This window comes from Lacibacter sp. (assembly GCF_035299325.1).
Classification (GTDB): domain Bacteria; phylum Bacteroidota; class Bacteroidia; order Chitinophagales; family Chitinophagaceae; genus Lacibacter.
In genome coordinates, this window is record NZ_DATGWT010000038.1 from 1 (window position 1) to 14,220 (window position 14,220).

9 protein-coding genes are annotated in these 14,220 nt (G+C 41.5%); all 9 read right to left on the bottom strand.

Features of this window, described 5'->3' with window-relative positions; genetic code table 11:
• On the bottom strand, positions 1 to 431 hold a 431-nt coding region (locus tag VK159_RS20225), incomplete at its 3' end, for a hypothetical protein (protein ID WP_324231985.1).
• A 7-nt stretch (positions 432 to 438) separates the two neighbouring features.
• A complete protein-coding gene (locus tag VK159_RS20230; protein ID WP_324231986.1) occupies positions 439 to 1,602 on the bottom strand; it encodes an alpha/beta hydrolase-fold protein in 1,164 nt (387 codons plus the stop codon).
• Between the two features lie 88 nt (positions 1,603 to 1,690).
• The gene (locus tag VK159_RS20235) at positions 1,691 to 2,611 is read right to left on the bottom strand and encodes an alpha/beta hydrolase (protein WP_324231987.1); all 921 of its coding nucleotides are present in this window, start codon (positions 2,609 to 2,611) and stop codon (positions 1,691 to 1,693) included.
• Positions 2,612 to 2,904: 293 nt separating this feature from the next.
• Complete coding sequence (locus VK159_RS20240) at positions 2,905 to 5,367, bottom strand: glycoside hydrolase family 95 protein (protein WP_324231988.1); 2,463 nt, start codon at positions 5,365 to 5,367, stop codon at positions 2,905 to 2,907.
• A 17-nt stretch (positions 5,368 to 5,384) separates the two neighbouring features.
• On the bottom strand, positions 5,385 to 6,941 hold the full coding sequence (locus tag VK159_RS20245) for a hypothetical protein (RefSeq protein ID WP_324231989.1): 1,557 nt from the start codon (positions 6,939 to 6,941) through the stop codon (positions 5,385 to 5,387).
• A gap of 8 nt (positions 6,942 to 6,949) precedes the next feature.
• On the bottom strand, positions 6,950 to 8,887 hold the full coding sequence (locus VK159_RS20250) for a sialate O-acetylesterase (protein WP_324231990.1): 1,938 nt from the start codon (positions 8,885 to 8,887) through the stop codon (positions 6,950 to 6,952).
• A 43-nt stretch (positions 8,888 to 8,930) separates the two neighbouring features.
• Positions 8,931 to 10,328: a Gfo/Idh/MocA family oxidoreductase gene (locus tag VK159_RS20255; RefSeq protein WP_324231991.1), complete on the bottom strand. Its 1,398-nt coding sequence runs from the start codon at positions 10,326 to 10,328 to the stop codon at positions 8,931 to 8,933.
• Positions 10,329 to 10,371: 43 nt separating this feature from the next.
• On the bottom strand, positions 10,372 to 11,550 hold the full coding sequence (locus VK159_RS20260) for a Gfo/Idh/MocA family oxidoreductase (RefSeq protein WP_324231992.1): 1,179 nt from the start codon (positions 11,548 to 11,550) through the stop codon (positions 10,372 to 10,374).
• An 18-nt stretch (positions 11,551 to 11,568) separates the two neighbouring features.
• Positions 11,569 to 14,187 (bottom strand): glycoside hydrolase family 3 C-terminal domain-containing protein, encoded by a 2,619-nt coding sequence (locus tag VK159_RS20265; protein WP_324231993.1) that lies wholly within the window; start codon positions 14,185 to 14,187, stop codon positions 11,569 to 11,571.
• Between the last annotated feature and the right edge of the window lie 33 nt (positions 14,188 to 14,220).

A 14,220-nucleotide genomic window follows, 5' to 3' on the forward strand; every position in this document is an offset into this window, starting at 1 on the left:
GTACCTAATGTTGCCGAGTTGTAATAGCGATAGCTGAATTTTCCATGTGGTACATTTTGCAATGAATGAACCAAGGGCGTTTTGCCGGGAATGTCAACAATACTTCTCTTGAACCGTTCGTTGGCGAAGATGTAGGTATTGTTTGGATCTGCTATCTCAACATTATCTACGTTAAAACTGTAGGGATAAATATCGGGCTTAATATCTTTCACTGTTACCGACCAAATGCCCGATGTATCTTTTACAAACGGAAGTGGAGCAGAAAGAAATTCGCCTTTCAGTATTACACTTTGTGCTGTTCGTGAATAATAGCGGAACGTAACGCTGCCATCAGCATTAACATCGGGTGAACTGATAACAGGTGGCCTTTGTTGAGAATTCACAGCGCTACCAATAAAAAGAAATGCAGTTATTATGAATAAGAATTTCATGGGTTAATTATTTAAAAAGTAATGGTACTGTTTGCGCCACATAATCTTTTACATTCATCCAGGTATGTCCTCCTGATGTGATCAAACTTTTGTGATTGATATTCTTTGCTTTCAAATAATCGATGAATTCCACAGTTGATTTGTATAAAAAATCTTCGTTACCAACACTTATCCAAAGGAGTTTGAAATCTTTATTTGTTTGCGCTGGGTTATCAACAAGTTTTTTATACCTGCTGTCCATCTCTTGCGGAGACAGATAGGCACTGTAACAACAGATCCATGAAAATTTATCGGTGTTGCTGAAAGCAGTCCGTAAGGTTTGTCCGCCACCTCTTGAAAAACCACCAATCGCTCTGCTGTTTTTGTTACTGATGGTGCGGTAATTTTTTTCGATGTAAGGAATAACATTGCTGACAAGATCAGTTTCAAACAGCTTAGCACGAGTAACCGCATCTTCACTATCTCTTCCAACAATATCACCTGGCTTTGGTTGCTTTTTTTGTTCCGCTATTCTAGCCATGGGATTACCGTAAGGCATCACAACGATCATCGGAACAGCTTTCCCTTCTGCAATAAGATTGTCGAGAATGAAATTGGTTTTACCTACTTTGAAAAATGTTTCTTCTGTATCAGTTGTTCCACTGATGAGATAAAACACAGGATATGTTTTTCCTGCTGATTGATCATAGCCCGGCGGAGTGTAAACCACTACCGAACCAGTCGAACCCTCAACGGAAGGATAATACTCATAGCTAACTGTACCATGCGGAACATTTTGCATTGAATGGATCAAGGGCGTTTCACCCGGAACATCCACGAGGCTTGCTTTAAACCGTTCGTTGGGAAAAAACGAAACGTTGGCCGGGTCCATTACCGTTACGCCATCAACAATAAAACTGTAAGGATAGATATCCGGTTTTATTGGCCCTACTGTTATACTCCAGATACCGATGGAATCTTTCGTCATGGGAACTTGTGAAGCACCAAACTGACCACCGCCGAGCTTTACCTCTTTTGCTGATGGAGCGAGATAACGGAAGGTTACTTTTTTATCTGCATGCACCTGCGGAGAAATTACAATCGGCCCACGTGGTGGTTGTGCAATACCCGCAGTTGTTGCTACAAGTAACAGACAGGTTAAGGTATAAGTAGCCAATTTTTGATATGTCATCATCATCGTTTTTAATTCACTATGGTTATAATTACAAACTGATTCTTACAATTGATACAGCTTGTGCAGGTAACATAAAATCGATTCGTTAATTAAGCCATTTATTATTCTTCATCCAAAGCAACAGCGTATCCATCCAGCCCGGCTGTCTGAAAATAAATCCATGCCCACCTTTGGGATAAATATGCATCTCCACAGCAATTTTCATTTTGCGTAATGCTTCAAAATAATTTATGCTGTTATCAACATCTACTACATTGTCATCAGCGGTATGTGTTAAATATGCAGGAGGTGTAGAGTCGCTTATCTGCAATTCGTTCGAAAACAAATCAACTTTTTCTTTTGATGGTTCTGCCCCAAGTAATTTCTTTCTCGAATCTTTATGCGTAAGATTTTCCTGCATTGTAATAACAGGATAAACTAATACCTGAAAGTCGGGTCGCAGATTTGTTTTTTTCGGATTATCTATATAAGACTTATTGAAATGAGTTGCTAAGGTTGATGCAAGATGACCACCGGCTGAAAAACCTACGACGCCAACTTTATGAATATCAACATTCCATTTACCCGCATTTTCTCTTATATACTTGATAGCCTGTTGAGCATCTTGCAAAGGAGCTACACTTTTATCAACAGAAAAGGAATCATTGGGCAAACGATATTTCAATACAAATGCAGCAATACCATTTTCTGCAAATCGTTTTGCTGTACTTATACCTTCGCCTTCATAAACAATTACACTATAACCGCCACCTGGGCATATCAAAACGGCAGTACCGTTTGCTTTATCTTTTGCCGGCAGAAAAACCTCAACTGTAGGTATTACAGAATGTCTGATCAATCCCGGATACTTAGTGTCATTTGTTGCGTTTGAAGCTGCAACGGTTGCACCCGGAATTTTACCCGGATATATTTCTAAAATCTCTTGTGCATGAATACTATTTACAGTACAGATCAAACAGAAATGAATTCCTGCAAAAAAAAGCTTCCGAATTAAAGATGTTGCCATTCTAATTTCTGATTGTGTGTTTTAGACGTCTTTATTTGTAAAAACCATTGTTGAAATTTGAAGAAATAATGCAACCCTTTATTGAATGTCAAGCAATGTTCTGTTGTGGTTGGTTAAGATATGTTAAACGTTACAAGTTATACAGCTCGCTATTCTTAAACTTCCAAAAAACCACAGCGGAAAATATTACACAACACATCCAGATTTACTACGTGTTGTTAGTAAACCGACTATAAAAATTGACGCTTCAACTTTATCCTTTTTGCTCTGAAATTTTTTTAATGATTCCGTAATCATTTTGCTATAATCGTTACAATTTGCCCCGGCTTCGTAGCTATATCATACAAAAACGTTTTACTCAGCACAGCAGGCGTAATGGTTGCCTTCTCAGAAACAACCGGTTCTTTGATGGTTTCTGTTGCATAAAAGGGATTTAGGTTTTCACCAACTGCATTTTTGAAAGCTGAGCCACCCATTGACCTCATTTGATTGGGTACCCTTACTCTCAAATTGCCTCCTAAGGTTGATTTGATCACTGCTTTCACAACCGTTCCGTCTTTCCATTCCATTCGCACAATTTCAAAACCACCTCTTGCCCGTAAGCCGGTAATACTTCCACCGCTTTTCCAAACAGCAGGTAATGCAGGAAGTAAATCGATCGCTCCGTCTGCACTCTGCATCAGCATTTCGGTAATTCCCGATGTACAACCAAAATTTCCATCGATCTGAAAAGGAGCGTGTGCATCAAACAGATTGTTGTACGTACCACCTCCACCTTCTATAGTGCCAACCGGTGTTAATTGATTCTGGATGAGTTTGTATGCATGATCACCATCCAGCATTTTTGCCCACCAGTTTACTTTCCAACCCATGCTCCATCCTGTTGAAATATCGCCCCGATGCAACAATGTAATTTTTGCTGCGCTGTGTAGTTGTGCTGTGCGGTAAGCTGAAATCTGGTTGGAAGGAAACAAACCATAGATGTGTGAAATATGCCGATGCTTGTCGTTCGGATCATCGATATCATCGAGCCATTCCTGCAATTGACCATGCTGACCAATATGCATCGGCGCCAAACGGGCACGCATTTTTTTCAGCGTATCAACAAATGCTTTGTCTTTCTTTAAAATTTCAGCAGCACGAATGGTTGAGCTGAACACGTCAAACACAATCTGATTCGTCATGGTTGTACCTGCATCAAGCGAAGAACCCTGGTGTGCTTTGGGTGCATTCTCCGGCGACATATCCGGGTTCATCACCAACCATTTTTTGGTTGGATGCTCTACCAAAAAATCAACATAAAACAACGCTGCACCTTTTAACACAGGATATGCTGTTGCTAAAAATGTTTTATTGCCATTGTACAAATAATGTTCCCACAAATGCTGACTTAACCAACCGCCACCATTGGCCCATGCTCCCCAAAATGCACCATCTACTGCACCTGTTGCCCGCCAGATATCGGTGTTGTGATGCGCCATCCAACCTCTTGCACCATACATATCTTTTGCCGTTTGCACACCTGTTACCGATAACTCTTTCACCATTTGTAACAACGGTTCATGCAGCTCCGACAAATTTGTTTTTTCGGCCGGCCAGTAATTCATTTCTGTATTGATGTTGATGGTGTACTTGCTGTCCCATGGTGGACGAAGTTTATTATTCCAGATACCTTGTAAATTGGCAGGTTGTCCGCCGGGTTGCGAAGAAGAGATCAATAAATAACGACCAAACTGGTAGTACAATGAAACAAACTGCGGATCGTTGGCTGTATTAAAATTCTTCAACCGCTCATTGGTTGGATGAATTGCTGCATCGGTTGTACCAAGATCGATCTTTACACGATTGAAATATTTTTGATAGGCAGCAATATGTGCAGGTTTTATTTGCTGAAAAGATTTTACAACTGCTTTGTTAAGATAAGAAGCTGCACGTTCGTTTTCATTTCCGCTTACATCATTATAGTTATTGAAACTTGTGGCAATGGAAATATAGATGGTAACGGCGGTGGCATTTTTAACACTGATAGAAGTATCTGTTGCGGAAGAAGTACCACCTTCTGTTTTTATCTGTGAAATGCCTTTGTAGCGAAGCATTCCTTTTACACCTTCATGATCAACCGTTGTGCCGGCGATGATCAATTGTTTTCCGCCAACGGTTTTTCGTTGCGTATTCGGAAGAACAGATGTATAGAAAGCAGTGAATGAAATACTGTTGGGTTTACTGGCGGTCAAATGCATCACAATTACACGATCAGGAAAGGAAGCCAGCACTTCTCTTGTATAGTTGACAGCTCCAACGCTGTACGTTGTTTTAGCAATTGCTTTTTCAATATCAAGTTCACGGTAATAATTACTGTAGTTATCATGGCCTTCAAAACGAAGATGCAATTCACCGGCAGGTTCAAACATTTGTCCGTGTGATTTTTTGCTGATGATCACTTTGTTTGCTAAACGTTCAGCTTCTTTTTGTTTGCCTTCAAAGATGAGCTTACGCATTTCAGCTAACGAATCCAATGCAAGCGGATTATCATTTCGGTTCGGGCTTCCACTCCACAGTGTATGCTCATTCAACTGGATGGTTTCTGTAGATACATTGCCATAGACCATCGCACCTAATCGTCCGTTGCCAATGGGCAATGCATTTTCCCATGTTTTACCGGAAGCTGTGTTATACCAAAGCTTCAATCCCGGATTCGTTTGTGCAAAACAGGAAATTGATACGATCAAACTAAAAAATAGGAAACTGCTTTTCATTTTTCAGAAATGTTTTTTTAACGGGTTGCCTTGGTATAAGAAAGCATTCTGTTTGCCCACGGAATAAAGAATTTAAAATTCGGCGCATCGGTATGCCCGCCATCATGCTGTCGCCATGCTAAATGTCCATCCAGCATATCAGTTAACATGGGTGGCATTTTTTCATTCATATAATCATTGCTCACACCAAGATCTTTTGCACCGAGTAATTTAAATACCGATCCTGCAGCGATCGTTGCCTGGTAACTTCCTTTTTGATCGAGCCAGTTCGCATCACCTTTTTCAGGAATGCCATAACTGATGAATGTTAAACGTGGTGCACACAAAGCAATCAGTTCATGTGAGTCAACCGGCAGATCACAACCAGTTTTTTTGCCAAAGCTTGATTCTTCTGTTCCATATTTCAAATAGTTACCTGCCATCCAATGATAACCGCCACCACCAGTTAAATTTTCAACTGTCTCACCAAACACACGACGATGTAATGTAGCTCCACCTTTTCCTGATGAACCTATTAGCCCAACTGCAAAACGTTGATCAAATGCCATGGTCACCAATGCTGCTTTTCCATAACGTGAAACCCCTTCAATGCCAACCTGCTTTGCATTGACCAATGCATCTGTTTCCAAATAGTCCAATGCACAACTGGCGCCCCAACCCCATGCACGCAATGCACCCCATTGATCGGGTTTTCGTGGTTGTCCCATATTAGTTAACCCGATGATGCCTCTTGTTAAGCCTGCACCATTATCGGGTTGGATGGTTGCAGGATCAATAGTAACATAACCCCAGCCCGCAGCCAATAATCTTTCCTGTGGCGTTAACTCTTCATCATTTTTTGGCGGTGCAAAAAAGTTAGGTGCGGGGAGACGTGTGATTGGTTGATAAGCGGGATACTTTTCAAAAATTTCTTTCATTGCAGGATCAGACTTGATCATCATTTCTTTGTATGCTGCATTTATTTTCTCCAGGTCATCAGGTGATGGTTGTGCAGGAGCAGGCAAAACAGGACGACCAAACATGATCAATACAGGTACAGGCCCTTTTACATTTGTTGGAACAACCAACACCATCTTTATATCAACATTAATCAAGGGATACGCACTGTTATCTACATGACCAATAATTTCTTTGGCAATAACAGGAATACGATTCACCACTTCTCTGTCAAGGATCTTTACTGTCCATGTTACTTTGGGAATATTGTTTGGAATTCGTCCATACACTTCCCGTTCAAATTCTTCTACCAATTCAGGACGACGTTGTTTCCACCATTGATCAGCTGTTGTAATTTTCTTTCCGTTTTTCAATGTAAGTGCATCGGGCAATTGCGGACAAGGGTTTGCCAATGCTTCATCATAATTTGCTGAGTTCGGATCCTGTACATTTCCGCTTTTACCCGGTCGTAATTTTTTAATTCCTAATTGCTGCATCATATTCGCCTGATCCTGTTGTACAGTAAACACCGTAAGCTTTGGATACTTGCTGCTGTCAATTGTAGTTACCTGTGCCGTTGCAATCGAGTTAACTCCGAACGTTGTCACTAACAGGAATACAAGCTTATTCAAGTTCATATGATGATTTATTTTTCATTTGTAAAAGGCGAAGCAGGTAATCCCTCTTTATTATAGAGATTTGGTTGCACCGGGTTATCGGCCCAGGCATAGCGCACATACATTGGCTCTTTCACTTCATCACTCCACACAATTACTTTATCGCCATCAATTTTTGCTTTGGCCCATACAAATTTTTTATCAGCACCTGCAATAGCAAACTCACTCAGCTCTTCTCCATCATTTGTAATTAAGCCGCTGCCTGTATGTTGAAATGAAACAACGATCTTATTGCCATCGATTTGTGCAGATTGAAATAACGGACCTGAGTAAACGAGGTTTTCATTGTAGGCCAGTTTGCGTGCTGCTAATGCCAAACGAATACCCACATCTTTTTTATTATCCGGATGAATATCGTTCCACTCACCCAGATCAATTGCAACAGCCATTGCTGTGTTGGGAACAGCAAGTGTTTGTAATTGCTGTTGACGAAGCGTGGCCCAACCACTTTCGGAAGGGAGATAATTATAATCCATAAAGCCCGGCAATTGCACATACAGAAAAGGCAATTCACCTTGGTTCCATTTGTTGCGCCAGTCACGAATTTGTGCAGTTTGCAAAGCGCCGTATTCCTGTGGCCTGCCTGCATTGCTTTCGCCCTGGTACCAACAAAATCCTTTGATGGTATAATTTATTTCAGGAGCAACCATTGCATTGTACAATGCCGCCGGTTGATTTTGTGCATTGACACCGCCACCACCAAAACCACCTCCGGCAAATGGACGGTTTACCATACCCACTTTGTACTGCCATGTTCCTTTCAGATCAACAGTATCAGTGCCAGCAAAAATGCAATACGGTTTATCGGGTACAAAACCACCCTTACCTGCATTGTTTGTAACACGAACAACAAAAACATTTTTCCCCGCTTTTAGTACTGTTGCAGGAACAGTGTATCTGCGTTGCGGATATTGATAGGTTGTAATGCCAACACGCACACCGTTGATGTATAATTCATCTGCATCAACAATTCGTCCGAGAAAAACCTTCGCTGCCTTGCCAACCATGGATGCAGGGATGTCAATTTCTTTTCTGTACCAAACAACACCATTCAAATCTTTTACACCTTGATCTTCCCAATAACCTGGGATGTTGATTGAACGCCATCCTTTAGGAACAAAGTTTACATCAAACCATTTTGTTGTTCCGCTTAAACCTGCATCAACTTGTGGTGCTGGTCTTGGCCCACTGGGAGGTCTGCGGGTAAGACTGTTGAGATAGGCTGTGTCTTTATTTTTGTTGATCGTTGTTTGCAATGCAGCAAAATCTTTTAATCCTTCTTCGCTCGTCCATGCTTCTATCGGTGTGCCGCCCACGCTTGCATTGATAATGCCGATGGGTACGTTATATTTTTCGTGTATGTGTTTGGCAAAGAAATAAGCAACTGCAGAGAACGGTCGAATGTCTTCACCCACTGCTGCTTTCCAGAAACCGCTTGGTAAATTTTGTTGCGGGCCTTGCAAGCTGGTGAGTGTTGGCACCCAAAACTGACGGATCTGCGGATCATTTGCTTCGGCTATTTCTTTTGCATAGGTTACATCATGAATGTTGAGTTGATGCACCATGTTCGATTGACCGCTGCAAAACCAAACATCGCCAAACAAAATTTCTTTGAGGCTGATCTTGTTGCTTGCAGTTATATCGATCGTATAAGGTCCACCGGCTTTTGTTGCTGGCAGTTTGATGAGCCACTTACCTTCGGCATTACCTTTTGTCTTGTATGTTTTCCCATTAAACTTTACACTTACTTTTTCATTCACTGCACTCCATCCCCAGATGTTTACCGGAATATCTCTTTGCAGAATCATACTGTCCCTTACGATCTGCGGCAACTTTATCTGTGCGTGTAGTTTGTAAGTATTTACAACGGCTAAAACGAAAACACAGGCAATGACCAGCTGTTTCATGATGGATTGTTTATTTTTTGATTCGACACTTTTCATTTGGAGACTATATCACTTCATATCCTTTCCGTTGCGGGCGGGATAACATGCCGTTTGCTTCCGCATCATTTTTGAATTGTTCTTTTGCAGGATCCCAATACAATTTCCGTTTCAGCTTCATGGAGATGTGGTGCAACAAACAAGCGGAGCATGCACGATGTGCTTCTTCAACAGGTGCGATCGTTTTTTTATTATCACGAATTGCTTCCAGCCAATTACCATGATGATCGTTGCTTACGGTGAAATGAAATTCATTTTCACCAATAACAGATGTAAGTAGTTTGGGATCGCTTGCATCAATCTTCTTGGCTTGTACAGTTCCTGCATTGGGATCGCTTGATGTGGCCTGGTAATCGCCTCTTGAAACAAAAATCCATCCTTTGGTTCCTTCAAATTTTATCCCGTTCGGAAATTCATTACTCACCATCATTGAAACACCGCTTGCATATTTTGCACCTGTTTTAAAAATGCCATGCACATCCCACAAACCATCCTTTGCAAACTCAACATGTTGAGCCCATATTTCTACAGGGCCACTTGCTTCCATACCCATGCCCCAATGTGCACTGTCGATATGATGCGCACCCCAACCTGTGATCATTCCTGCACCAAACTGTTCGCAACGCAACCAACCGGGACGACCATAACCATCTTGCGGATGAACTCTGTCTTCTGTATAATACACTTCAGGTGTTGATGCCAGCCACATGTCGTAATTGAAATTTGCAGGAAGCGGCATCTCTTCTTTTCTACCACCGGGTGGATCACCCGGCAAACCAACATACACTGTTTTTAGTGTACCAATGCGTCCATTGCGAACAAGCTCTGCTGCATAGCGGAATTGATCACTGCTTCTTTGTTGACTACCTATTTGAAATTTCACTCCAGTTTTCTGTACCACATTGCTGATGATTCTTCCTTCAGCAATGGTTAACGAAGCTGGCTTCTGCATATACATATGCTTGCCTGCACGTGCAGCTGCCACACCAATCATTGCATGAGTATGATCGGGTGTGCTGATCAATACGGCATCAATATCTTTATTCAATAAGAGCTCACGGAAATCCGTGTAAAGTTTTACGCCATCGTAGGGTTTGTTATCTCTCTTCGTGTAAAATTCATTTACTAATTGTTTGCCCTCTGTAGCTCTCTTCAGATCAACATCACAAACAGCCATGATCTGTGCATAGTTGTGTTTCCAAACCCCCGGCATATCATGCCCACGTGAAATACGTCCCGTACCAATTGCTGCAATATTAATGCGGTTGCTTGGTGCATTTTTTCCAAACACACTGGCAGGAACAATGGATGGAACATGCAGCGCAACGGCCGTGCCTGCTGCTGTTTTCATGGTATCTTTTAGAAATTTTCTTCTTCCGATACCCGGTTTCTTTTCTTTTTGCATGGCAAACTGTTTAATGAAACATATCGATGGTAAATACAGCGAATTATTTTTTCAAATTGAGCACCTTTGCTTTTTTCTGTGCTATTAAAGCAAGCTCTGTTGCTAAAAAACAATGCGCCTGGCTCATGGCAGTTTCAGTCCGGTTTAAAACATCATCAACAAATAATGGCCCAAACGGAAGTGCTTCATTGTTGCAATCCATATGCAGCGTTTCTTTTTGATTGACCAGGTATAATTGATTACCACCTTTTTTGCCGGAAAGAATGTCGATGTTCTTTCTTACCTCAATATATCCGTCAGTACCTAAAATGGTTAATCGTCCATCGCCCCAGCTATCGAGGCCGTTGGGTGTAAACCAATCAACCCGTATATAACCAACGCCACCATTTCCACTCAACATCACATCTCCAAAATCTTCAAACAATGGAGCTTCGGGAAAATGTACATTGCCTACCTGCGACATCAACACAGTTGCTTCAGTTGTATTTGTAAAATGTAAGTACTGATCAAATTGATGTGAGCCAATATCAGTTAAAATTCCACCGTAGCGTTTTTTGTCCCAAAACCAATCGGGTCTTACAGCTAATCCCGAAGTGCCAAACTTGTTGCTAATTCGATGTGGTGCTAAGTTTATTGTTTGTATCACGTTACCGATTGCACCGGCTTTTACCAATTGACTGGCTTTTTCGGTGCCTTTGTTCTCGAGTCTTTCACTGTACATGATCGAGTAGATTCGCTTTGTCTCTTTCTGTACTTTCTTTACCTGCGCCAGTTGCTGTAACGTAATAATGCCGGGTTTATCAGTTAAATAATCTTTACCATGTTGCATCACACGAATGCCGAGCGGAGCTCTTTCATCCGGAATACCTGAGCTTAACACTAACTGAATGGAATTATCTTCTAGAATTTCATTTTCATTTTTTGCAAGTTTGGCTTCAGGATATGCTTTAGAAAACGCAGCCAGTAAATCAGCTTCCTTTGCATACACAGCTACTAATTCTCCACCACCTCTTTTGATTGCATCCGTCATTCCATAAATATGCGGATGATTGATACTGATGACTGCAAATTTTATTTTGCCCGGTGGAATAACAAGTTCCTTTTTCTTTTCTGTCGATTGGATCGATTTGAACTTGCCTGCCATTGGCGCAAACAGCATTAAGCCGGAAGCTTTTGTTGCGTCTTGCAAAAATTTTCTTCTGCCTGATTTATTGCTGCTCATAATGCCTGATGTTTAATGTTATTGAATAAGAAGCTGTGAGCTTATTACATTACTTGTTGTTTTATTTTTCACACCCGGTTGCCCGCCACCTACACTAATCTGTACTTTTCCTTTCGGTTGATAATACTTACCGGTTGTTTCATTCACCAATGCTAACTCTTCAGGAGTAAGTTTAAAGCTGATGGTTTTACTTTCACCTGCTTTCAATGCAATGCGTTTAAATCCTTTCAATGCACGAAGAGGTGCTTTGCTTTTTGTTTGTTGATGTGATACATATAACTGTACTACTTCATCGCCATCACGCTTTCCTGTATTTTTCACAGTTACTGTAACAGTAACAGGTTTGTTTGCTGCAATGGTTTTAGGTAACTGCAAACCACTGTAGTTAAACGTTGAATAACTCAAACCATGACCAAAGGGATACAATGCTTCGCCTTTGAAATAACGATAAGTTCTTCCTTCCATTGAATAATCACTAAAACCGGGAAGATCATTATCACTCTTGTAAAATGTAACAGGTAAACGACCTGCAGGATTATAATCGCCAAACAAAACATCTGCAACAGCAGTGCCGGCGCTTTGTCCACCATACCATGCATTCACAATAGCCGGAATGTTTTCACTTTCCCATGGCGTAGCAATAGCACTACCTGTGAGCATGACAAATACAACAGGCTTTCCGGTTGCATGTAGCTTTTTCATCAATTCAGTTTGTACAGTTGGTAACGCAATGGTTGTACGATCGCCGCCGTTAAAGCCCGGATAATCCACACGCATTTCTTCACCTTCCAATTGCGGAGAGATGCCACCGGCATAAACAATTGCATCAGCATCGCTTACTTTTTTGAGCAGGTCAGCATAATTCAGTTGTTGTAAGTTGCCGGCTTTTAATTTTACATTGGCTTTTCCTTCACCCTGCCAATATTCCAACACCAGTTTGTAGGTTTTCCCTTTTACTGTAATTAGTTTATAGGTTCTTGCACCCCAGCGGTTTCTTGTCCATGCATTCAATACTTCTTTATCATCAACGGAAAGTTTATAACCATCATCTGCTTCCACTTCAAACAGAATAGATCCATCAGCTGCCGCAGTGAAGTTGGTTGTATAACGAGCAGAAAAATTATTTGCACGGATGTTTCCCAATACCTGCTGACCTTCCTGCCAGAAATGATCAACGCCTGCTTCTGTTTGTACAACAGCAGGTTCTCCTTGCAGATCTTTATTCGAATAATATTCTGCTTTGAATCCTTTTTTGCCTTCATACATATACTGATCACTCACATCGGCATATACCAAAGAAGTATCGTTGGTAAAGTTGATGGCCTTTTCATAAACCACTTCGACTGTATTGCCAACCTTGTTTTGAATTCCTTTTAGAATGGTTACGATTTCCGATGGCGTACCATTGTAGTTGCCAAGAACCGCAATGCTGTTGTCGGCATTCGGACCCAGCACCACGATCTTCTTTATTTTTTTGCTGAGTGGCAATGTATTGTTTTCATTCTTCAACAACACGATCGATTGTTGTGCCATTTTTAATGCATGTGCCTGATGCGGTGCGCTCTCCAATACAGAAGAAGGAGTTTGTGCATACTTCACCATTGATACGGGATCGAACATGCCCAAACGGTAACGGATCGTAAATAAACGCTTCAGTGAAATATCGAGTTGTGCTTCTGTGATCATTCCGGTTTTTACGGCATCTACCAATGTTTTATACACTGTAACACCGCACTCCAAATCTGTTCCATGGATCACTGCATCTACAGCTGATGTTGTTGCATCCTTATGTGTTTTGTGATATTTATAAAAATCATCTACTGCCCAGCAATCGCTGGTTACATAACCATTGAACTTCCATTGTTTGCGGAGAATATCATTCATCAACTGATCATTACCGCAGCAAGGTTGTTTATCAACCGCATTGTACGCACACATTACACCGGCCACATTTGCATCAACGATCAACTCTTTGAATGCAGGCAGATAGGTATCCCACAAATCATAAGCAGTTGGATTAAAATTATCGGAGTGGCGTGAAGGTTCAGGTCCGCTATGCACTGCATAATGTTTTGCACAAGCGGCTGCTTTTAAATACTTCGGGTCTTCGCCTTGCAAGCCACGAACAAAAGAGCGCCCAAGCATTGCCGTTAGGAATGGATCTTCGCCATATGTTTCCTGTCCACGGCCCCAACGTGGGTCACGGAAGATGTTGATGTTGGGTGTCCAGTAAGTAAGACCGAGATAACGTTCTGCAGTACGTCCCTGTTCAACTGCTTTGCTGTAAATAGCCCGTCCTTCCAATGCTGAGTAATCGGCCATGCGATACAATGAATTGGTATCCCATGTGGCTGCCATACCAATCGCCTGTGGAAATACAGTTGTCTTGAAAGGCGTTCTTGCCACACCATGCAATACTTCATTCCACCAATCATAAGCAGGGATGCCGAGACGGGGGATCGCAGGTGTTGCATTGAGCATCTGCGCTACTTTTTCTTCCAGTGTTAAACGGCTTACAACATCATTCACCCGTTGTTCAATGGAGAGTTTTGTATTCCACATCGGGAACGATTTGTAATCCTGCGCTGTTGCTGTTAAGCAAACAACAGTTGTAAGAATGGCAAGAAATGATTTCATTGTAATATGATTTGATCCTGGTTTAATTGAACA

Coding starts and splice junctions, on each gene's coding strand:
- VK159_RS20230 (WP_324231986.1), bottom strand. CDS start 1,602: ATGACATATCAAAAATTGGCTACTTATACCTTAACCTGTCTGTTACTT.
- VK159_RS20235 (WP_324231987.1), bottom strand. CDS start 2,611: ATGGCAACATCTTTAATTCGGAAGCTTTTTTTTGCAGGAATTCATTTC.
- VK159_RS20240 (WP_324231988.1), bottom strand. CDS start 5,367: ATGAAAAGCAGTTTCCTATTTTTTAGTTTGATCGTATCAATTTCCTGT.
- VK159_RS20245 (WP_324231989.1), bottom strand. CDS start 6,941: ATGAACTTGAATAAGCTTGTATTCCTGTTAGTGACAACGTTCGGAGTT.
- VK159_RS20250 (WP_324231990.1), bottom strand. CDS start 8,887: ATGAAACAGCTGGTCATTGCCTGTGTTTTCGTTTTAGCCGTTGTAAAT.
- VK159_RS20255 (WP_324231991.1), bottom strand. CDS start 10,328: ATGCAAAAAGAAAAGAAACCGGGTATCGGAAGAAGAAAATTTCTAAAA.
- VK159_RS20260 (WP_324231992.1), bottom strand. CDS start 11,550: ATGAGCAGCAATAAATCAGGCAGAAGAAAATTTTTGCAAGACGCAACA.
- VK159_RS20265 (WP_324231993.1), bottom strand. CDS start 14,187: ATGAAATCATTTCTTGCCATTCTTACAACTGTTGTTTGCTTAACAGCA.